The following is a 21,894-nucleotide window of genomic DNA, read 5'->3' as shown; positions in this document are numbered from 1 at the left end:
ATTTAGAGTTTTTTTTATGGGAAAACCATTTTGGAGAAGTGTTGAATACTTCTTTACAGGGAACTATTCCGCCGATGAAGGTAACAACAACATTGTTGCTATCGGTTTTGGCGGCGAAATACATGCTCGTGGAGGTGATGATCACGTCACTGTCGGTTCAATCGGGGCGACGGTTTATACGGGTAGCGGAAATGATACGGTAGTAGGTGGTGCGGCATATCTAAGAGTAGAAGACTCTGTTGGCAACCTAAATGTAAAAGGTGCTGCCGGGTATGCGGATATTAACAAAAGTGGCGATGGAAGCGTTTCATTCGCTGGCGCTGCTGGCGGAGTTTCTATTGATCATCTAGGTAATCGCGGTGACGTAAATTATGGTGGTGTTGCTGCATATAATGGGATAACCCGTAAAGGCCTAAGTGGTAATGTGACATTTGGTGGTGCTGGTGGCTATAACAGCCTTTGGCATGAAACAAACCAAGGAAACTTATCTTTTACTGGTGCAGGAGCCGGTAACAAACTTGATCGAACTTGGTTCAATCAATACCAGGGCTCTCGCGGTAATGTGACATTTGATGGTGTTGGTGCTGCTAACAGTATTAGCTCGCGAGTGGAAACGGGTAATATCACTTTCCGTGGGGCGGGTGCCGATAACCATCTCGTTCGCAAAGGTAAAGTTGGTGATATCACTTTACAGGGAGCGGGCGCATCAAACCGCATTGAACGAACACGACAATCGGATGATGTCTATGTGGAAACACGTGGCAACATTCGCTTTGAAGGTGTGGGTGGATACAACAGTATTTACTCTGATGTGGCACACGGTGATATTCATTTCTCTGGCGGCGGGGCTTACAACAAGATTACCCGTAAAGGGTCAGGTAGCGACTTCAAAGGCGAAGGGTTAGCCAATGCCAATGCCGGTGAGATCGTTCTGACTGCTGCACAAATGCATGGGTTATCGATTGGTAACGGGAATAAGTTTCATTCTGTTAAGGCAATAAAATCAGAACGAGAGGCAAATACTTACTTGTTTGCTATCGCTGATGGTGCTTACACCAAAATTAACAAAATTCGTCTCTATAATGACTCGGAAACTGGAAATCTTAAGTACTACTCAGAAGCTTGGTATAAGCGTGGGAATCATTTAGCTAGCCTTGCTCGCTCCGATGTTTCTGGTTCAGGTGGGTTTGAGTCAAATCCAATCAATGGCGGCTACACCCTCTCTAATATCGAACTCGAACATCAACAAGTGGTTACGATTCATGCTGTTGAGAAAGACCTGACTGAATATGAATGGGTTACATACGCAAACGGTGCCTTAATCGATGCTGAAGATGTTGTTTTGGCCGATGCACAAATGGGTGGCCATGCTATTTCTACAAATGGCACAACAGTTGATGTTAAAGGTGTTAAGTCAAATCGTAAATCAAACACGTATGTGTATGCGAAAGTGCTCGGTCCTTATACAAAAATTGTGGTTGTTGAATTAGCGAATGATTCAGAAACTGGCGAGTTAAAGTACCAGGCCCGCTCTTGGTACAAAGAAGGTAATTACACCGGAAATTTGGCCAATGAGGATATTTCGACAGCAAATGGCTATCACTCAATGGGCCGAGGCGGATATTCGCTGAGTGATCTTCAGTACAGTGTAAATGCGGTAAGAAGTGCCAGCGAAACGGTCGCAGATATTGAGGAGTACAATGAACAAGCATTGATCAAACCTTCTACCGATACCGGTGAAAGCTCTGGGGATGTTCGTTTTAATGGCATAGGTGGCGGTAACGTTATCAAGTCCAACGTTACCCGCGGCGATGTTCATTTTAATGGCGGAGGGATTGCTAACGTTATTCTTCATAGCTCTAAGTTTGGTGATACCGAATTTATTGGCGGCGGCGCGGCTAACGTTATTGTTAAAAGTGGCGATGAAGGCGATCTTACTTTCCGTGGTGCTGGCTTGGCTAACGTATTAGTCCATCAGAGCAAGCAAGGCAAAATGGATGTCTACGCAGGCGGTGCGGTCAATGTATTGGTTCGTATTGGTGATGGCGAATATTTAGCTCACTTGCTTGCTTATGGCAATGTTTCAGTTCAAAAAGGTAACGGTAATAGTCGTTTGACTATGCTAGGCGGCTACAACACGCATACCCAAATAGGGTCTGGCAACGGGCTGTGGTTAGCGGTTGGTGGCTTTAATGTCATGACACAGGTTGGTAAGGGTGACATTGCATCTGTACTTGTCGGTGGCGCGAATGTCATGACTAAAGTGGGTGACGGTGACCTCACGGCAGGTATGCTTGGTGGTGCCAATATCATTACTCATATTAGCGGTGATGATACGGCCTCAAATACGACCGCAGTCGTACTTGGTGGTGCAAACATCCTAACCAAAAAAGGCAATGGCAATGCGCTTGCCGTTATGGGAGGAGGCGCTAACGTACTTACACATGTTGGTGATGGCTCGACAACTGGCGTCATGGTTGGTGGGGCGAACATTCTAACCAAGGTGGGCGATGGTGATACCACTGGCATTATGTTGGGTATTGGTAACGTACTGACTCATGTCGGCGATGGCCAAACAATTGGCGTAATGGGTGCTGCGGGTAATATCTTCACCAAAGTAGGCGACGGCACTTCAATAGCCGCTATGATCGGCGTAGGCAATATCTTCACTCACGTTGGTGAAGGGAACGCGTGGGCGTTAATGGGTGGCCTAGGCAATGTATTTACCAAGGTTGGTAATGGTGATGCATTAGCGCTTATGGTCGCGGAAGCGAATGTCTTTACGCATATTGGTGACGGTACAACAGTCGCATTAATGGTAGCGAAAGGTAATATCGCAACCAAAGTGGGCAATGGCACCTCTATAGCCGCGATGGTAGGTAACGCAAATATATTCACTCAGGTGGGGAATGGCAGCACGTTTGCTGCAATGCTTGGCCAAGCTAATATCATGACGAAAGTGGGTAATGACCTAACTGCTGCATTAATGATCGGTAAAGCGAATATCTATACTCACGTTGGTGATGGCACGAGCTTAGGCTTATTTGCTGGCGAACTAAACGTGATGACGAAAGTGGGTAATGGAACAACCTTAGCCGCGATGTTTGGTAAGGCAAACATTATGACTCACGTAGGGGATGGTCTTACTGGTGTGCTAGCCCTTGGTGAAGCGAATATCATAACTAAAGTCGGTGATGACTTTATGGGTGTTGTCGCAGCTGCGAAAGCAAACGTAGTGACCCATGTCGGTGATGCAACAACCGCAGCTGTGTTGGCGGGTAAAGGTAATATCTTAACCAAAGTCGGCAAAGGAACCACTGTTGGTTTACTGATATCAAAAGTGGGCAATGTCATGACCCATGTGGGTGATGGTACGACTGTTGGTTTGGCGAAAGGTAAAGCTAACATCATCACAAAAGTGGGCGATGGATTAGGCGTTAACGTGGCCTGGGGACAAGCAAATATCTTCACTCACGTTGGTGACGGTGATCGATACAACTTCGCCAAAGGTGAAGCGAACATCATCACCAAAGTCGGTGATGGCCATGAAGTTTCTGTGGTTCAAGGTAAGGCGAATGTCATTACTCACGTCGGTAATGGCGATGATTACACAGGAGCTTGGGGCAAAGCGAATATCATTACGAAAGTGGGTAATGGCCGTAATGTTGTTTTAGCGAAAGGTGAAGCGAACGTCGTTACTCAAGTGGGTGACGGAGATAGCTTCAACGCACTTTGGAGCAAGGGCAATATTGTCACTAAAGTCGGTGATGGTATGCAGGTCACGGCGGCGAAAGGTAAAGCTAACATTACGACAACCGTTGGTAATGGTCTGAGTGTAACGGCGGCCTATGGTGATGCGAATATCAACACCAAAATTGGTGACGGTATTTCGGTTAACGTTGCATGGGGCAAATATAACGTCAACACCAAAGTGGGTGCCGGTCTAAATGTTGCGGTGATGAAAGGCAAAGCAAACGTGAATATTCACGTAGGTGATGGCTTAGGGATTAACGCTTCTTATGCCAGAAATAACGTTGCTATCAAAGTGGGTAACGGTGATTTCTATAGCCTAGCCGTCGCGTCAAGTAACACTAGCAGCAATAAGCTTTCAGCACTGTTTGATAATATTAAACAAACTCTTCTTGGAGTGGGTGGCAGCCAAGCGATTAATTACCTAGTTCAAGGTGATGAAGCTTCGTCATCAGGAATTCAGAAAGGGCGAGGTGCTATTTCAACACCTGAAATCACGAAACTTGATGGTTTCGCTCTAGATGAAATCGAAGAAGTAGGTTCCGAACTAGGGGACGGGTTAAGTGGAAGCGTGACCAACGTTGAAACACCTGATCTCAGCAACATGGAAAATGAACTCAACATCGAAGAGTCTTCAGATCAAGGGCAAGCACCTAACCTGATCGTTAACGGCGATTTTGAACAAGGTGGCGACGGTTGGGAATCTACTCATGGCGTAGAAGCATCATATTCAAGTAGCGCTTATGGCGTAAGTGGCGAAGGCCATGGCTCACGTGTAACAGAGCTAGATACTTATACTAATACAAGTCTTTCTCAAGATTTAACGGATTTAGCGGAAGGTGAAGTCATTGCGGTTAGCTTTGATTTTGCGAAGCGTGCAGGCATTTCAAGCAACGAAGGCATAGAGGTTCTCTGGAACGGTGATGTTGTATTCTCAACCTCTGGCGATGAAGCAGCTTGGCAACAAAAAACACTTAAGTTGACTGCAAATTCTGGCAGCAACCGAATAGAATTCAAAGGCACAGGCCATAATGATGGGTTGGGCTATGTTTTAGATAATGTGGTGGCGAAATCTGAAACGTCACACCAAGCTAATGCTGTTGCCGATAATGCGGAACAAAATCAAGCTGCAAAAAATGCAATGTCTGACAAAGAACGAGCGGAAGCCGATCGCCAGCGTTTAGAGCAAGAAAAGCAGAAACAACTTGAAGCTGTATCAGGTTCTCAGGCTCAATTAGAATCAACCGATCAAGAAGCATTAGAGAGTAATGGTCAAGCGCAGCGCGACGCTGTGAACGAAGAGTCTGAAGCGGTAACTAAAGATCTAACGGCAATGACTCAAGGCCTTGATGTACTTGACAACAAAGCTGAGTATACGGGGGTGTCTGGTGATCATTGGCGCGATCGTTTTGCTGGTGGTCTTCTAAAGGATGTACAAACCCAATTAGACAATGCCAAAGATGTGTCTGGTGAGCAGATCGCCGATGCGAAACAGGCTCATGAAGACAACCAAAAGAACGTCAACGATTCGGTGGCTAAATCAGAAGCAGGCGTTGCGAAAGGCGAAGATAATCGTTCTAGTGCAGAGCAAGATATTGCGGACGCTAAAGCCGATGCTGATGCACGTAAAGCAGAAGCGACCACGAAAACCGATGAAGCTAAACAAGCTGAATCGAATGCCAATAATTCAGCTAGAGACGCTGAAGATCGTGGTAATAGTGATGCAAGAAATGCTGAAAATAAAGCGAATCAAGCACAAGCGGACGCGAAAGGTTCTAAGCAAAACGAAAATGACCGCCCTGATCGTCAAGGTGCCTCTGGCAGCGGCTTATCTAATGAAAGTCACTCTATTCAAAGTGAAGAGACAACAAGTCGCCATGTCGATACGATAAATCCGCAGGATGCGGACGGTCGATTTAGCGAAGGATTAACCGATCAAGAGCAAGAAGCGCTAGACGGTGCGGTGCAAGCCGTAAATCGACTACAAATCAATGCGGGTATTCGTTCTAAAAACACCGGAAGCTCAATCACTTCTCTGTTCACTGAGAGCAATGCCGATAGCATCATTGTTGCAGATCGAGCGTCACAGGATGTAAACCGAAAAGATATTCGTATTTCAGGTGTTGGGTTAGATGGGCTCGGAAGGCAAGAAGGGCAACCTAAACCTAGAGCTGTCATTGTCCCTGAGTTTGGAAGTCACTTTGAAACGACTTCTATTGGTATTGAAAATGAGTTATCAGGGCTGGTTGTCGCTTTACCTAGTAACTCAACACAGAAGTTTGGCTATGTCTATGATTCAGAGGGTAACCCTCTATTCATGTTGACGAAAGACATGAATCAGGGCAGCTACACTAATCCTGCTGGCATTACTAATATCAAAGGTATAGGTAATTGGCAGACACATACGATTGAGTTAGTCACTTATCCGAGTGAAACCCGAGATAAAGTTGCCGTTGAAAGCCGTAAAGATGCGATGCTTTGGCTGGCAAAGGAGTTCACCAGCCACATTAATCAATCAAATCATAAAAGCTTGTCTAACCTAGTGAGTGAAGATGGCCGCTTTACTCTGGCGATATCAAACTCTAACCATTTGATTGCTGCAGGCAACGGTATGTCAATTGAATCTCAGGGACAGACTATTGGTATGACGCCGAGCGGGCAACAGGCTTCTATGGCGGTGAGTGCTAAAGACTTTGGTACAGGATCGTCAAACGAAGTGAAGCTTCTTGAGTCTGCTCCGTGGTATCAGGCGGGATTACTAAGTGAGTTTTCTGCTATCGCTGAGAATGTGACATTAGATGATCAAGCGACAGCCCAAAATGTGTTTGCTTACCTGACATCAATTTATTCAAAGACCGCTGATTTGGCGAAAGAATATGGTATCTACATTAATGACTGGGAACCTACTGCTGAAGGTTTCTCGCCAAACGCTCAAGGGCTGACAGATCCGAAAGTGAAAAATGCATGGGAGATTTTGCCAAGAACCAAACCCGTACAGATGTTAGAACTTTTGAGTTCCAGTGACTCTCGATATGTCAGACAGCAAATTTTGGCCAACTTGAAATCATCTCATTCCGAAAGTCTCGCTAAGAATGTATTCGCTTATTTCCAAGGGGGCGGTGAAGTCGCGGGGCACGGTATTAATAATGCGACGACAGGAAATTCGCATAATCCTGAACCTGCGATTTTGTTTGAATTTCGTAGTGTGCCAAGCACTCTGAATGAGTTCGTACCCAAAACAGAATCTACAGCAAAGCTTGATATCAAAGTGCTCGACCAATTTGGTTCTGTTGAGCGGAAAGCTATTATTGCCGAAATAAATACTCTTGTGGAAAGTAGTAGTGATTTTGATGCTTGGTATCAGGAATACAGGAAGACCAAGGGGCAGCCTCCAGTAAAGAATGCTAAGCGCAGCGCATCGGCTAATCACAAAGCAGAGTGGGCGATGACGGAAAAGCTAGCAGAATGGGACAGAATAACGTCACCTTATCTCGAGGAAATGGACATAACGGCAAACGTTGAAAAGGATGTCATCAAATCAACAGATGAAGCCGCTAGTGGTTCAGAGAACCTAGAATCGTTAGGGGGAAAACGCCAGGCTAGTGAAACTCTAAAAGACACCTATGCGATTGAAAATGACGACGCTCCGCCTAGAGACAAAGAGCCTCTAAGTCCGTTAACTCGTTTCTTAAACAATGAGTTGTTCGGAACTAAAGATGCTCGTCGTAAGGTTGGTGATATCACCCAAACATTGCTAGGGCTTGCTGTCGAAAAAGGCGAGTCTCAAAAAGTGACTCTGAAAGGTGAAGCCGGTCGTTTGTCTGGATACTTCCATAAGGGAGCGAAAGTACCTGAAGGTGAAGAGAGTACAGGAAACGGAAAAGTAGTGCTGTTCCTACACGGTTCTGGTTCATCCTCAGAAGAGCAAGCGAGCGCAATTCGCAGTCATTATCACAAACAAAATATTGATATGTTGGCTGTTAACATGCGTGGTTATGGCGAAAGCGACGGTGGGCCGAGTGAAAAAGGTCTCTATCGAGATGCCCGCACTATGTTCAAGTATCTCGTGAATGATAAGGGTATAGACCCAAGTAACATCATTATTCACGGGTATTCTATGGGTGGTCCGATTGCCGCCGACCTCGCGCGTTTTGCTGCACAAAATGGTCAAGCAGTCTCTGGCTTATTATTGGATAGACCGATGCCAAGCATGACCAAAGCGATCACTGCACATGAAGTGGTGAATCCGGCAGGAATTGTTGGAGCTTTGTCTAAGGCGGTTAATGGCCAGTTCTCCGTAGAGAAAAACTTAAAAGGTTTACCAAAAGATACGCCGATCATGCTGTTAACGGATAATGAAGGTTTAGGCGGTGAAGGTGAGAAGCTTCGTGCCAAGCTAGCGGTATCTGGCTTTAACGTAACCGGTGAGCAAACCTTCTATGGACACGAGGCGAGTAATCGCTTGATGAGCCAATACGCTGAACAAATCGTCTCTGGTTTGTTTGACGTAGACCGCGTATCAGCCGATGCAAGCGAGGTACTTAAAGGTACCAAAAGCGATCTTTCTCGCGACGGTGAAGAACCAAAACCAGACATGACTGCGGTGAATAAACCTAATATTGATTTCCAAGTGAGCTTAAATGGCTCAGATGACACAGTTAAAAACAAAGACGTTAACAGTTGGGAACGCCTCATAGTATCCCCTCAATCTGACGGCGGTGAAACGCGTTTTGACGGTCAAATCATTATCCAAATGGAGAATGATTCTGCGGTTTCCAAAGCTGCTGAAAATCTAGCTGGCAAACATCCAGATAGCACTGTGGTTGTACAGCTTGATTCAGACGGCAATTATCGTGTGATTTACGGTGACCCATCTAAGCTACCTAAAGATAAGTTAGCTGGACAATTACGTTGGCAACTTGTTGGTCATGGTCGAGATGAATCTGAAAACAATAATACTCATCTAAGCGGTTACAGCGCAGATGAGTTAGCCGTGAAACTAGCAGCGTTCAATCAAGCGTTTAGTGAAGCTGAAAATGTCAAGGCTAGCCCTGATCATATTAGTGTAGTCGGTTGTTCGTTAATCAGTGATGACAAACAAAATGGCTTCGGAAGACTTCTTATTCAATCGATGGGTGACAACGATATCCGTAGCGATGTTTCTGTCCGTAGCTCAGAAGTTGCTGTTGACTCGAATGGTCGTAAACATACCCATGACGAAAATGGTCATTGGGTACAAAAAGAGAAAAGCAACAAAGTGACACTTAGCTGGGATGAACAAGGCGAAGTGACCGAAAAACATGAACGTATAAGAAATAGTATCGCAGAAGGAGACATCGATCTTTCTCGCGTAGGTACCAGCGACGTTGATGAGACCGCTCGCGGCGCAATTGCTGAAAACAGTGATGTGTTCAATGCACCAGAAAAACGCAAGAATGATACAGAGTCCTCATCATCTGGTAGCAGTAAGAGCAAGCTCAGTTATTCTGGCAATATCCAAGTTAATGTCGGTGATGGTGAGTTTACTGCAGTTAACTGGGGCACTTCGAACGTTAGCATTAAAGTCGGCACTGGTGGCTTTAAATCTCTCGCTTTTGGTGACAACAATGTGATGGTTCACGTTGGTGACGGGGAAAGTAAACATAGCTTTGATATTGGCGGATATCAAGCTCTAGAAGGCGCACAGATGTTCATCGGTAATCGTAATGTGAGCTTCAATTTGGGGCAAAGCAACGATCTTATTGTGATGATGGATAAATCAATTCCTACGCCTCCTCTGGTTAATCCGTTTGACGGCGCCTCTCGAATCTCTGGTGTGTTAAAAAGCATAGCGAGTTCAGGTGAAGGTCAAGATTGGTTAGCTGCTCAAGAGCAGCAGTGGACATTATCTGGGGCTAAAAAGTTCGTTAAAGATATGTCTGGCTTAGATCAGAGTAGCAGTGTTGATTACACAAGCTTGGTTGACTTGGATTCTCAAAATGAACGCAGTAGCCGCGGCTTGAAAAATGACGCTGAAGCGACGTTAAACAAGCAATACAACCAGTGGTTAGGCGGAAATGATAACTCTGACTCAAGTAAAATGAGTCGTGCAGATAAGTTCCGTCAAGCGAATGAGAAGCTAGCGTTTAACTTTGCTGTTGGTGGCCAAGGTGCTGATATTCAAATGACGACGGGTAACTGGAACTTTATGTTCGGTGATAATATTCAGTCGATTCTTGATACCAATTTGGGTTCGTTGTTTGGTCTTATGACTCAACAATTTTCCACAACGGGGCAAGCTAAAACAACGTTTACTTACAGCCCCGAGGATCTTCCTCGTCAGTTAAAAAACAAGCTTCTAGGCCAACTTGCCGGTGTAGGTGCAGAGACGACGCTAGGTGATATCTTCGGTGTGGATTACACAGCTGCAGGGCATATTGTGTCTCGTACTGGCGAATCAGTAGATGGTGTCGCAATCCTAAAAGAAATGCTGGAAGTTGTTGGTGAGTTTAGTGGCGATCAATTACAAGCCTTCGTTGACCCAGCTAAGTTGCTAGACAACCTAGAGTCGGGCGTCAATATGGGTGCTGACGGCATTAAGACGTTCGCAGAAACACACGGCTTGAAAGAAAAAGCACCGGAAGAGGAAGAAGATAATTCATCCGTTTCTGTTAATGGCACTAATGTCGCTGGAGCTCAGGATAACGGCGATGCAATAACGGCAGATAGCTCCGCTAAAGAAGATCGTGCATTTGGTCTTAATTCGCTAAATCTACCTAATTTGTTTGCGACTATTTTCAGTGAAAATAAGCAAACAGAAATGAAGTCGCTGGTGGAAAACTTAAAAGAAAACCTGACGGCTGATCTACTGAATATGAAGGAGAAAACATTTGATTTCCTTCGTAATAGCGGTCACTTGCAAGGTGATGGAGACATCAACGTTTCTTTAGGCAATTACAACTTCAACTGGGGTGGTGATGGTAAAGATCTCGGCGCGTACCTAGGAGATAACAATAACTTCTGGGGTGGTCGAGGTGATGATGTCTACTATGCGACAGGAACATCTAATATCTTTACCGGCGGTGAAGGCAATGATATGGGTGTGCTAATGGGACGTGAAAATATGATGTTCGGTGGCGAAGGCAATGATACAGCCGTCGTTGCTGGACGAATCAATCACGTGTTCTTGGGCGCGGGTGATGATGAGTCGTTTGTCTTTGGTGAAGGTGGCGAAATTGACACTGGAACTGGCCGTGATTATGTCGTCACATCTGGTAACTATAACCGTGTTGATACAGGCGGCGACCAAGACTACTCAGTTACGATTGGTAATAATAACCAAGTTGAGTTGGGGGCTGGTAATGACTTCGCCAATGTCTTTGGCAATTACAACCGTATCAATGCTAGTGGCGGCAATGATGTTGTTAAGTTAATGGGTTATAACGCGGTGCTCAACGGTGGCGAAGGTGATGATCACCTAATTGCTGCTGCGCTTTCTAAGTTCAGCCAGCTCAATGGTGGCGAAGGAAGTGACGTGATGGTACTTGGTGGATTCCAAAATACCTTCAAGGGCGGCACTGGCGTAGATAGCTTTGTTGTAAGTGGTGACGTCATTGACAACCTCGTTGAAGACATTCGCAGCGAAGACAACATTGTTTTCAATGGGATTGACTGGCAGAAATTGTGGTTAGAACGCAGTGGCTATGATCTTAAATTGTCGATACTGCGCGATCCTGAAAGTGATACTGACCAAGCCAAGTTTGAACACATTGGTTCTGTCACTTTCAATGATTACTTCAATGGTAACCGTGCGCAAGTTGTTGTGGCGATGGGAGATCAAGGCACATCCCAAGATCATACTGTGTTGTCCAATAATGCGGTTGATGCATTAGTTCAAGCTATGAGCGCTTTTGAGCCTCAGGCTGGTGATAATGGCTTTATCGATAACCTTGATAGTAAATCTCGCGTTGCGATTACAACAGCATGGTCCGATGTATCTAAAGGGAACAGTGTTATTTCGTAGCAAATAACCTCTACTTTAGGTAAATAATATGAGCCGTCTTCTTTTGAAGACGGCTTTATTAATTCAGTACACTTACTTTCCCTTTCGCTACCAATTGATCTCGAACCGAGTCATACGCCCAGTTGAACGCAATCGCGTAAAGTACGAAGAAGATAACTAGGCCGATGTCCATGATCAGTACGGTTAGGAAGTCGAGTTGTAGAACCCACATCAAGACAGGTAGAGTCACTGTCATTAAGCCAAGCTCAAAACCTAATCCGTGCAGAACTCGTGTTTTCGTGGTTCTTTTGCTTCGGTCTGTACCGTAAATTTTGTCGTAGCCATAGTTGTAAACGTAGTTCCAAGCCATCGCTATCAATGATATTGCGAGCGCTAAGCCTGCCATTTCACCTGCGCCGTTTCCTGTAATATAGGTTGCAAGTCCTGCCATCAAAACCAAAGCAACCAATTCAAATAGCACCATGTGCAACATGCGTTCTTTATGTGACATTTTTCTAACTCTCTTTACGATTAAATAGCCGCCGATGGGCTAATGACTTGGCTAGATAATATCTACTTAAGTGATAATATAAAGATAGTTAGTATCAAATATAATGATAGTAAGTTTTGGGAGAAACCGAATGTACAACATTGAACAACTGAAAATGTTTGTGTATGCCGTTGAATTAGGGTCATTTTCTGCTAGTGCGCGTCAATTGGGTAAGGTGCAGTCAGCGGTGAGCCAGGGGATAAATAATCTTGAAATAGATTTTAATGTTGAGCTTTTTGATCGTTCGACTCGAAAGCCTTCACTAACCAAAGCGGGCGAGCAGTTATTCAAACAGGTGAAAGCGATCGTGCTTCAGGTTGAAGATCTGAATGTGACGGTTAATGCGATGGGTAGCGGTGAGGAGGGGCTCATCAAAATTGCATTAGATGATTCATTACTGGTCCCGAACCTATCTAAAATCCTGAGTGAATTCAGTAAACAATTCCCTGCTACTGAAGTTGAACTGGTTGCGTGTACCACAACGGAGGTCAATCCGCTGATTATCGAAGAGAGAGCCGATATTGGATTGATGTTTACCAACTTGGCTTTTGATGTCGGCTCTGAGCCTTGCTTTATCGGCCACTTACCGTTTATTGCTGTGTGTCATCCAAGTCATGCGCTCGCAAAAACAGGTGTTGCGAAACTCTCTGACTTACTCCCGCATCGTCAGTTAATGTTGAGGGGAGACAAAGGTAAGGTGATGGATCAGTTTCCGCTGATTGCCGGTAAGGTATGGTGGTCAAACAGTTTTATTGTTATCAAAGAGGTGGTGCTCGGCAGTGATATTGGCTGGGCATATTTACCCAAACACCTTGTCGAAGAGGAGTTGGATAAGCAACGTTTAGTGGAGATTAATGTCTCATTCGATCACAAAACATGGTCGCCGCCCGTTGATCTCGTTTTGTCTAAAACACGATCAAAGGGGCCAGCATTGCTTTGGCTTGAGCAAGCCCTGAAAGGCTTGTTGGACGAAACGTAAACTGGACGAGACTTAAATTGGATGAAACTGAATAAAGAAAAGGCTCACCGCTTAACGTGTGAGCCTTTCTGTTTTAAGTGATGCTGATTTTGTTAGTTCTAGTTCTAGATGTAGATGCTAGATGCTAGGCGCTAGGCGCTAGGTTTAACCGTTTGACCGTTGTAGTACTTGTCTTTCATCTTAAGCGCCACGTTCACTAGATAAATCAGCACGGGTACTTCAATCAGTGGACCGATAACGCCAGCAAATGCTTGGTCTGAGTTAATGCCGAATACAGAGATTGCTACGGCAATGGCTAACTCGAAGTTGTTACCTGTCGCTGTGAATGCGATTGACGCGTTCTTGTCGTATTCAATACCCATCTTCTTACCAATGAAGAAGCTGATGAAAAACATCGCTGTGAAGTAGATAGTCAGTGGAACCGCAATCAATAATACGTCCATTGGCAGTTCTATAATCATCTCGCCTTTTAGGCTGAACATTAGAACGATAGTGGCTAGTAGTGCAATCAGTGTGATTGGAGAGATGCGTGGAATAAACACATCGTTGTACCATTGCTCGCCTTTCATTGACACAAGGATCTTGCGGCTTAAGAAGCCCGCTAGGAATGGAATACCTAGGTAGATAAGTACACTGTGTGCAATATCGATCATCGAGATATCAACCATCATGCCTTCGTAACCGAATACAGGTGGTAGAACGCTGATGAATAACCACGCCATAAAGCTGTAGCTCACCACTTGGAATGCGCTATTCAATGCAACCAATGCTGCGCCGTACTCTTTGTTACCGCCGCCGATATCGTTCCAAACCAGAACCATCGCCACACAACGAGCAAGACCAATCAGAATTACGCCGACCATGTAACCAGGGTGGTCACCCAAGAACGTCAGTGCCAGCACGAACATTAGAATTGGGCCAACTAACCAGTTCATGATTAAAGATAGCTTGATGGCTTTCTTATCTTTGACCACGGTGCCTAACAGGTTGTAGTCAACCTTAGCCAGAGGTGGGTACATCATTAAGATAAGGCCAATCGCAAGTGGAATGTTGGTAGTACCAACCGACATCGATTCATTCCACTGTTCGATCTGTGGGAATAGGGTGCCAAGCAAAACGCCAAGGCCCATAGCGATAAAGATCCACAGCGTTAAATAGCGATCTAGAAAACCTAATTTTGGTTTCATGATATTTTCTCTTTGGTTTATATCGTCAATCGTCGAAATGCGATATTTGAAAGCAAAAAATACGCTTAGTTCATTCTATATTCGACAAACTAAGCGCGATAAATCTATTTTAAAATGGTGTCGATCAGCGTCTCAAATTGCTGAATATTATCTCGATTAATGCGGTAGCACATCTTCGGTGGTATCGATTCAGCAGTGATGAAACCTGAGGTTTTCAAGATTCTTAGGTGCTCTGATACAGTTGATTGCGCTAAACCTAATTCGCTAACTAGATCACTGTTCAAGCAGCCGCCAGACTTTTCTAAAGCGGATAAAATACTAAGTATGCGAATTCTCGCTGGATGCGCGAGTGCTTTTGCTAACGCAGCCATCTCTTTTTCTGCTTCAGCATTACTTGGCGGAAGAGGAAGAGAACAGCTTTCTGTTACTTGGCATGTTGTAGTCATACTTAAGTGGCTCACTTTACGCTAATCGTTAAAAGACGATTAATAGTAAGCCTATTTCTTTTAGTGGTCAACGCTAATTTGTTTAATGTCTGATAGGAATGGCCAGTTCTAACATTGATTTAAGATTTCCCTACCCAATATAGCGGCCACTTTTGCTGTGCTGACGTGTTATTGAGCATCGCTCCTACACAAACTAATGCGATGCTACCAATCAGAACTGGGGTAAATAGGAAAGTCCAATCCACAGCCGATGTGCCAGCTAACGCGATGACGATTGGGTTAGCTCCTGCTGGTGGATGAACAGCGCGGAAATATTGCATCAACATGATTGCCGAGCCTACCGCCATCGCCATTACTAAATAAGAATCACCAAACCCATACAGTGCGATCAACCCAACCGCAGCAGAGATAAAATGACCAGCGATGATGTTCCTTGGTTGAGCGAGAGGCGATGTTGGAACGGCAAACAAGAGAACACAAGTCGCGCCAAAAGGTGCCATCAACCAAGGAACTTCAGATTGCTCTGCGAGTAAACATAAAAACAAGATGCCTACCGTGCCACCAACAAATCCCTTTATTAGCTGACTGAGCGTTGCCCGTGGTGGAAGTTCACCTCCGCCGATTAGTTTTTTCATCATCGCGACTTACCTCTTTCAAGATTAAAAATACAAAGTGTACAGATCTGTACTTGTTGAGTTGAATGATACAGATCTGTACACTGTTGGCAACAGGTAATTTAGTCGCTGTAAATTTAGCAGCATCAAATTTTTCCAGATTTGAAAGAGTAATAAGCATGAGTAAGAAAGAAGTGATCTTGGATGTAGCCGAATCTTTGTTTAACCAATTTGGATATACCGCTGTTGGTGTAGATAGGATCCGAGATGAGGCCGCGGTTTCTAAGACATCGATGTACCGTCACTTTGGGTCAAAAACTAAGTTGATTGAAGCTGTATTGGAAAGGCGTCACCAGCGTTTTGAATCGAGTTTAGAAGTGGCACTGGCATCGGTTTCTGGGTTGCAAAACCAACTCGATGCGCTGTTAGATTGGCATTTTTCATGGTTTGAACAACCTGATTTTAAAGGTTGTATGTTCATGCACGCGCTAGCCGAATTCAAAGAATCGGACGATAACATCGCGATGCTCTCACGACAGCACAAGGTTTGGCTCAAGAGTACTATTTACAAAGTAGTCAGTGGTGGCGAAGAGGTAGACGCTTCAACATTAGAATTACGCAGTGAATCCGTCATGACGTTCATTGAAGGGCTTATCGTGAGAAGTGAATTTGGTGAGTTTGATGCGAGTTTGCATTTAAAAAAAGAAGCTTGTCGAAAAGCACTGTATGCATTGGCAGCTTTAGACTTAACTTAGAATTAACTGATGAGGGTAGGTTGTGCCTACCCTCGCTGCACCGTTTCAGCAGCGTCGTGTTGGGTAATCAACTTCATTAAAGTGACTGGTAGTTCTTGATGTAATCAAGTGTACGATCAGCGTATGCATGTGAATCCAAGATCTCAGACAAACCACGAAGTGTCTTGTAAGGTTGAGATACCGCAACCATATTAATTAACCAAGATGGAATAGACCCTCCTGGGTCACTCAATACTTGATAAGAAATATGAGTTGTATTGTTGTTCAGGGGTGTGAGAACCCATCGTGATTCTAAATGAGCCACTCTGACGATGCGTTTATCGTCATTTGGTCGATAATTAGGCCTACCGTGTTGGTTAATTATGACGATTAATGTGTCGGGATCTTGCTCGATAAAGTTTTCGACAATGGCTTCACGATCCGAGACGGGCCAAGGTGCTTTTGTATAAGTTTTAGTGACAGTGTGCGCTTCACTAAAATGTTCTATCTCTTCCATTTCATCAATGTTCTCTACCCATTGAGTGCCTACTGAAGTATCGGTAAACAAAGCTATGATTGAAGTAAGATTGGCTTGGATATCGGCTTCTGCACGAAACTCTTTAAAGTCGTTACCTTCAATTTTTCGGTTGTAGACTTCGATGCCTTTTTTATCGCGTACGAGCTTCCACTCATTGGCATTCGACGCTAAAGCTGAAAAGGACGTCACTATGATTATGAAAGTTAGAATCTTACTGATCATGAGAGTGATCGCCCTTTCCAAGTGACTTTATTGTTCTTTGATAAACGATAGCTGTTAAGAATCAACAAGCTTTGCAACGAAATCCCCAAAGGCACAGCGAACGCATAGCGAGCTGGTATAAAGAGCTCTTTGACCAAAATGAAATAAGTGACCATGGAAGCAATCAGCATCAGGGTATTGATCGCTAAGGAATAGGCGTTGAATGATGAAGGGTCGCCGATGAAATAGTGAGTTGATACAAGCAGCATCACCGGGGCAGCCCATGCAATGACATTCGTTTTTATGAATGCGCGAAGTACTTGGAATCTCGACTGGCAATTTACAATAAGATTCATGTTTTTGGAGAAGCCCGCCCAAATCGAACCAAAGTCGGAATACATATGAGTACTCATGAGCTCGTCCGCAAAAGCCCAAAACGTTTTTAGTCCGCACATCTTCATTAGTTTTGCAAAAGCGATGTCTTCGGATATCTCGTTCGCTACCGCAGTATGTCCACCTACCGCATCGTATGACTTTCGTGTAAAAAGCATGGCTTGGCCGTTAGCAATCGCTTCTGCTTTTGACTTGTCGTTTGCGTTCTTGAAATTCATGTAAGACGCGATTGAAAGAAATATGCCGGGTAAGGTGATTTTCTCAACGGTTGATGTAAATGCTTGTTTAGGGTTGAACGACAGTAAATCCGTTTTGTGTCTTGAGGCGAAATGGATAACGCTCTGTAGCATCAAGGGTTCAGACTTTGTATCAGCATCGATAAAATACAAATACTCACCGGTTGCCTGCTGTGAGCCCACCATGCAAGCGTTGCTTTTCCCTAGCCAATTGGGCGGTAACTTTCTTCCTGATATACAGCGAACGTTAACGCTTGATGCGTCGATTAGCGTATCTACGATGGTTCTTGTCGAATCAGTAGAAAAATCATCAACCACAATGATTTCAAATCTGTCTCTTGGGTAGTTTTGCTTCATTAGCGAACTGAGGCTGGTCTCAATATTATCTTCTTCATTTCTCGCAGGGATAATAATGGAAACGGTTGGCCATTTGGTTCTATTCAGCGAAATTTTAGGCGTAATGTGAACGCGGTGGTGCGCTAAATTGGCAAGTGTGATTAGAAACTTGATGGTAACGACGCAAAACAAGGTCGAAGTGATAGCTAGAATCATGATTACAGTGGTCAAAAAATAAAGTGATAGAGTCTAAGGAGCGTATAGCCTTAAGGGGTTTCGTTCACCTCTGGTATGTAGGACTCAATCATTCAAAGCGACATGTCGGGCAATTCAGTTTTGCATTTGAACCACCTTTGAAGCGATTTATTAGAGCTCAGAAATAAGCATTGTATTCACTGGCTACTCTAACGATATAATCGAACGCAGAACCGTTACCCAAGATAACGAATAATCATAATTTACACTTTAATTTTTACTTATAGGTAAGCTCTGAAATGCCACAACAGAACATCAAATTTATCGCGGCTGATATGGACGGCACTCTCCTTAACGAGCACGGAAAGTTAGACCCTGAATTCTTCAACCTTTATGAGCGATTAGAAGCTCAAAATATTATTTTTGCTGCGGCTTCGGGTCGTCAGTATTACAGCTTGATGGAGACATTTGCTCCGCTAAAAGATCGCATGATGTTTGTTGCTGAAAACGGCACATTAGTGATGCACAAGGGCCAAGAGCTTTACAGCTGTTTGCTTGATACTGATGCTATCAAAGACATCATCAAAGAAGCTCGTGCTATTGAAGGTGCCCATGTGGTGCTATGTGGTAAGAAATCAGCCTACATCGAAACCAAAGACGAGCGTGCTTTAGCGGAGATCTCTAAGTACTACCATCGCCGTGAACAAGTAGAAGACTTACTGGCGGTAGAAGATGATTTCATCAAAGTGGCTATCTGTCACTTCGACGGCTCACAAGAGAAAGTGAACCCAACTATTGATGCCAAATTCGGTGAGAACTACCAAGTGGTGGTAAGTGCAAAAATTTGGCTTGATGTGATGAATGCTGAAGCTTCAAAAGGCGCAGCGATTAAGTATCTACAAAACACATTAGGCTTCACTTACGAGCAGACCATGAGCTTTGGTGATTACCTAAATGACTTGGAAATGCTTAAAGAGAGCTATCACTCTTACGCGATGGAAAACGCACATCCAAAACTGAAAGAAATCGCTCGTTTTGGTGCTCCGAGTAACGTAGATGCTGGTGTGTACCAAGTACTTGAGAAGCTCCTAGCCTAGCCCACAGACACTGGTGTAGATTTTTATTGAAAGCCAACTCTGTCAATGAGTTGGCTTTTTTAATCGACGGTAATTGCCATCTTTTTAAAGGTGTTTGGTGAAGTAGTGTCTTTCGGAGTTTTCAGGGAACTGCTCCAACGTAAATTGCAGTTGATAGCCGCGTTTGATGTAAAAAGGTTTGGCTTGAAAGCTGAATGTATCTAAGAAGCACGAATGACAGCCTTTGGTTTTTGCGAAGTTTTCGGCTTCCAACAACAACTGACTGCCAAGTCCTTGTCCTTTATGCTCTGGTGATACCCATAGATATTTGATGACCAACCAATTTCCCCATATCTCCCCAACTAAGCCACCTGTTTTAGCCTCATTGATATCTTTGGTGAAACACACGACATCACTATGGAATACGTTTTCCAGGTAGGGGGTGTTGTAGTTACGAAGCCCAGACCGAATTTCATCTATGTCGGATTGAGTTGGGTTTGTGGTCAGTTCGATTTTCATGAGAATCCTTGTCTCGGGTTTCAGACGTGAGAGTAAGCGCTCTAGTTAAGCGAAAGCGTAAAGGTTGTTTTTTATCTAAGCAACTCATAGATGCCTCACTTTTCTCACAATACATAATTGAACGAGTGTTCAGGTTTGTTATACTCAGTGGCAATACAAGGTGACCGTTTTATATACGGCCTGTTTTCAACTAGATTTTGGTATGACTATGAGCAATAAAATTCAACTCGATATTATTTCTGACGTAATGTGCCCATGGTGCGTTGTCGGTTACAAAAACTTAGAACAAGCGATAACCGAACTTGGCTTAGCTGAGCAGGTTGAACTTGAGTGGCAGCCGTTTGAGTTGAATCCAGATATGCCGCAAGAAGGTGAAAACCTGCGCGACCACATCATGAGAAAATACGGCTCTAGTGCAGAAGAGAGCCAAAGTTCCCGTGAGCAATTGACTGCCCGTGGCCAAGCTGTAGGGTTCGATTTCAATTTCTACGACAGCATGAGAATGGTCAATTCACGTCACCTGCATGTACTTCTCGATTTCGCGCTGGCGTATGGCAAACAGACTGAGTTAAAGCTACGTTTCTTTAATGCCCACTTTACAGAAGAGAAAGATCTTGCTGACTTAGAGGTCATCGCACAAGAACTTGAAGCGGTTGGTTTGGATTCTAACAAAGCGTTGAAGCGCTTAAAGAACGCCGATAATGTAAAGAAAATCGAAGCCCAAGAGTTTGAATGGCAACGCATGGGGATCTCAGCGGTTCCTACCGTGGTATTCAATCGTAAAAGTGCGGTAACCGGCGCTCAGACGGTGGAAACGTACAAGCAAATCCTTCAAGAGCTTATTGCTGAATCATAAGCCAGTCATTGGTATCAATTAGAGTCTGAATTTCATGGAATCACTGTCACTCGCTCAAGCGCAAAAATTGGTACTACTTTCGCAAAAGCTGCCGCCTAAGAAGCTGCCGCCTAAGAAGCTGCCACCTAAAAAGCAACGCAATGGGGGCGCTTTGGCGAACACGCTGTCTGCGATTGAAAACCTTGGGTATGTGCAAATTGATACCATTTCTGTTATTCAGCGAGCCCATCATCATACGCTGTGGAATCGCAATCAAGACTACCAACTGAATCATCTTGATAAGCTACTAGAGCAAAGAGAAGTGTTTGAGTATTGGTCGCACGCCGCTGCGTATTTACCGATGCGAGACTACCGTTTCAGTCTGCACCGAAAGAATGGCTTTGCGAGCGGTAAGCTCAAGCACTGGTATAAAAAAGACGACGCACTTATGGCGCATGTTCTCAAACGTATTGAGAGCGAAGGGCCATTGATGGCGAAAGACTTTGAAGGGGATAGACCAAACCCTGGCGGGTGGGGCGGAAAACCGGCCAAACAAGCATTAGAAACCTTGTTTATGCAAGGTGACTTAATGGTGCCGAGCCGAGTGAACTTCCATAAGGTGTATGACCTAACCGAACGAGTTTTGCCGAGTGGTATTGATACCTCTGAACCAACGGAACAAGAGTACATCGAGCATCTGATCATACGTTATCTCGAAGCCAATGGAGTAGGGATTGCGACGGAAATGAGCTATCTCCTCAAGAACACGAAACCATTGATACAGAAAACACTCCAACAGATGCTTGAAGACAAGCGATTGATAAAGGTCGATGTTCATGGTTGTGATTATTATGCCTTACCCGCTGCTTTTGAGCTGCTGAATCAGCCCCTTTCTAGAACCAAGCTTAAGATACTCTCGCCATTTGATAACCTGCTGATTCAACGTAAGCGAATGCAATCATTGTTCAACTTTGATTACCTTCTTGAGTGCTATGTTCCTGAAGCCAAGCGCCAGTTTGGCTACTTTAGTTTGCCGATTCTGTGGCAAGGTGAGTTGGTGGCACGAATGGATTGTAAAGTTGATAGGAAGAGTGGTTTGCTCAATATCCGCAACTTGGTTGTGGAAGCACGAATTAAAAACCATGAGTCGCTGGTTCATGCTTTATGCGATGAGCTAAAACACTTCATGGTGTTCAACCAATGCGATGAGATGATAGTCCATAACACCACGCCTTCTGATCTTGGCAAACGCTTGATGAGCCATTGGCAAACGGTTTAGCGGTTTTGTTGTTTAGAAAACGCTTCGTTACGTAGAAGCCTCTTT

General features: G+C 44.4%; 13 protein-coding genes and 2 pseudogenes. 8 read left to right on the top strand and 7 right to left on the bottom strand.

The window, feature by feature from the left end:
* Positions 1–16 precede the first annotated feature (16 nt).
* The 3 genes and pseudogenes from rtxA to OCV36_RS25600 all read left to right on the top strand — a co-directional run.
* Positions 17–7,246, top strand: a pseudogene (gene rtxA / locus OCV36_RS25610) (MARTX multifunctional-autoprocessing repeats-in-toxin holotoxin RtxA); the annotation flags it as partial.
* Positions 7,247–7,369: 123 nt separating this feature from the next.
* Positions 7,370–10,388 (top strand): annotated as a pseudogene (locus tag OCV36_RS25605) (alpha/beta fold hydrolase); the annotation flags it as partial.
* Between the two features lie 161 nt (positions 10,389–10,549).
* Complete coding sequence (locus tag OCV36_RS25600) at positions 10,550–11,752, top strand: calcium-binding protein (RefSeq protein ID WP_449364542.1); 1,203 nt, start codon at positions 10,550–10,552, stop codon at positions 11,750–11,752.
* Positions 11,753–11,810: 58 nt separating this feature from the next.
* Here OCV36_RS25600 and OCV36_RS23590 read toward each other — a convergent pair whose 3' ends face one another.
* Positions 11,811–12,242: a PACE efflux transporter gene (locus OCV36_RS23590; protein WP_102495508.1), complete on the bottom strand. Its 432-nt coding sequence runs from the start codon at positions 12,240–12,242 to the stop codon at positions 11,811–11,813.
* Positions 12,243–12,372: 130 nt separating this feature from the next.
* Here OCV36_RS23590 and OCV36_RS23585 point away from each other — a divergent pair, with 130 nt between their 5' ends.
* On the top strand, positions 12,373–13,260 hold the full coding sequence (locus tag OCV36_RS23585) for a LysR family transcriptional regulator (protein WP_135454300.1): 888 nt from the start codon (positions 12,373–12,375) through the stop codon (positions 13,258–13,260).
* Positions 13,261–13,391: 131 nt separating this feature from the next.
* Here the strand turns inward: OCV36_RS23585 and arsB are convergent, their stop codons facing one another.
* The 3 genes from arsB to OCV36_RS23570 form a co-directional block, all read right to left on the bottom strand.
* Positions 13,392–14,447, bottom strand: coding sequence for an ACR3 family arsenite efflux transporter (gene arsB, locus OCV36_RS23580; RefSeq protein WP_102553350.1), 1,056 nt, complete (start codon positions 14,445–14,447; stop codon positions 13,392–13,394).
* A 104-nt stretch (positions 14,448–14,551) separates the two neighbouring features.
* Positions 14,552–14,893, bottom strand: coding sequence for an ArsR/SmtB family transcription factor (locus tag OCV36_RS23575; RefSeq protein ID WP_102553349.1), 342 nt, complete (start codon positions 14,891–14,893; stop codon positions 14,552–14,554).
* Positions 14,894–15,012: 119 nt separating this feature from the next.
* Positions 15,013–15,531, bottom strand: coding sequence for an HPP family protein (locus OCV36_RS23570; RefSeq protein WP_102553348.1), 519 nt, complete (start codon positions 15,529–15,531; stop codon positions 15,013–15,015).
* A gap of 155 nt (positions 15,532–15,686) precedes the next feature.
* Between OCV36_RS23570 and OCV36_RS23565 the strand changes: the two genes are divergently transcribed.
* Positions 15,687–16,262 carry a TetR/AcrR family transcriptional regulator gene (locus tag OCV36_RS23565; protein WP_135454302.1) on the top strand — a complete coding sequence of 192 codons (576 nt, stop codon included), beginning with the start codon at positions 15,687–15,689 and terminating at the stop codon, positions 16,260–16,262.
* Positions 16,263–16,338: 76 nt separating this feature from the next.
* On the opposite strand, the gene OCV36_RS23560 is transcribed toward OCV36_RS23565, so the two are convergent.
* Both OCV36_RS23560 and OCV36_RS23555 read right to left on the bottom strand, forming a co-directional pair.
* Positions 16,339–17,001, bottom strand: a complete 663-nt coding sequence (locus OCV36_RS23560; protein WP_135454304.1) for an START domain-containing protein — start codon at positions 16,999–17,001, stop codon at positions 16,339–16,341.
* The gene (locus OCV36_RS23555; RefSeq protein WP_135454306.1) at positions 16,998–18,161 is read right to left on the bottom strand and encodes a glycosyltransferase; all 1,164 of its coding nucleotides are present in this window, start codon (positions 18,159–18,161) and stop codon (positions 16,998–17,000) included. Before OCV36_RS23555 ends, OCV36_RS23560 begins: the two co-directional genes overlap by 4 nt.
* A 278-nt stretch (positions 18,162–18,439) precedes the next feature.
* Here OCV36_RS23555 and OCV36_RS23550 point away from each other — a divergent pair, with 278 nt between their 5' ends.
* Positions 18,440–19,237 (top strand): Cof-type HAD-IIB family hydrolase, encoded by a 798-nt coding sequence (locus OCV36_RS23550; protein WP_135454308.1) that lies wholly within the window; start codon positions 18,440–18,442, stop codon positions 19,235–19,237.
* 84 nt (positions 19,238–19,321) lie between these two features.
* Here the strand turns inward: OCV36_RS23550 and OCV36_RS23545 are convergent, their stop codons facing one another.
* Complete coding sequence (locus tag OCV36_RS23545) at positions 19,322–19,735, bottom strand: GNAT family N-acetyltransferase (RefSeq protein WP_135454310.1); 414 nt, start codon at positions 19,733–19,735, stop codon at positions 19,322–19,324.
* A gap of 208 nt (positions 19,736–19,943) precedes the next feature.
* On the opposite strand from OCV36_RS23545, the gene OCV36_RS23540 reads away from it, so the two are divergent.
* Both OCV36_RS23540 and OCV36_RS23535 read left to right on the top strand, forming a co-directional pair.
* Positions 19,944–20,591 carry a DsbA family oxidoreductase gene (locus tag OCV36_RS23540; protein WP_135454311.1) on the top strand — a complete coding sequence of 216 codons (648 nt, stop codon included), beginning with the start codon at positions 19,944–19,946 and terminating at the stop codon, positions 20,589–20,591.
* Between the two features lie 34 nt (positions 20,592–20,625).
* The gene (locus tag OCV36_RS23535) at positions 20,626–21,849 is read left to right on the top strand and encodes a winged helix-turn-helix domain-containing protein (protein WP_135454313.1); all 1,224 of its coding nucleotides are present in this window, start codon (positions 20,626–20,628) and stop codon (positions 21,847–21,849) included.
* Positions 21,850–21,894 lie beyond the last annotated feature (45 nt).

The organism is Vibrio echinoideorum, from assembly GCF_024347455.1.
Lineage (GTDB): Bacteria > Pseudomonadota > Gammaproteobacteria > Enterobacterales > Vibrionaceae > Vibrio > Vibrio echinoideorum.
Note: the sequence above shows the minus strand (reverse complement) of the source record. Positions and strands in the feature narration are given on the sequence as shown.

Coding starts and splice junctions, on each gene's coding strand:
- OCV36_RS23545 (WP_135454310.1), bottom strand. CDS start 19,735: ATGAAAATCGAACTGACCACAAACCCAACTCAATCCGACATAGATGAA.
- OCV36_RS23585 (WP_135454300.1), top strand. CDS start 12,373: ATGTACAACATTGAACAACTGAAAATGTTTGTGTATGCCGTTGAATTA.
- OCV36_RS23570 (WP_102553348.1), bottom strand. CDS start 15,531: ATGATGAAAAAACTAATCGGCGGAGGTGAACTTCCACCACGGGCAACG.
- OCV36_RS23550 (WP_135454308.1), top strand. CDS start 18,440: ATGCCACAACAGAACATCAAATTTATCGCGGCTGATATGGACGGCACT.
- OCV36_RS23540 (WP_135454311.1), top strand. CDS start 19,944: ATGAGCAATAAAATTCAACTCGATATTATTTCTGACGTAATGTGCCCA.
- arsB (WP_102553350.1), bottom strand. CDS start 14,447: ATGAAACCAAAATTAGGTTTTCTAGATCGCTATTTAACGCTGTGGATC.
- OCV36_RS23560 (WP_135454304.1), bottom strand. CDS start 17,001: ATGATCAGTAAGATTCTAACTTTCATAATCATAGTGACGTCCTTTTCA.
- OCV36_RS23555 (WP_135454306.1), bottom strand. CDS start 18,161: ATGATTCTAGCTATCACTTCGACCTTGTTTTGCGTCGTTACCATCAAG.
- OCV36_RS23535 (WP_135454313.1), top strand. CDS start 20,626: ATGGAATCACTGTCACTCGCTCAAGCGCAAAAATTGGTACTACTTTCG.
- OCV36_RS23590 (WP_102495508.1), bottom strand. CDS start 12,242: ATGTCACATAAAGAACGCATGTTGCACATGGTGCTATTTGAATTGGTT.
- OCV36_RS23575 (WP_102553349.1), bottom strand. CDS start 14,893: ATGACTACAACATGCCAAGTAACAGAAAGCTGTTCTCTTCCTCTTCCG.
- OCV36_RS25600 (WP_449364542.1), top strand. CDS start 10,550: ATGAAGTCGCTGGTGGAAAACTTAAAAGAAAACCTGACGGCTGATCTA.
- OCV36_RS23565 (WP_135454302.1), top strand. CDS start 15,687: ATGAGTAAGAAAGAAGTGATCTTGGATGTAGCCGAATCTTTGTTTAAC.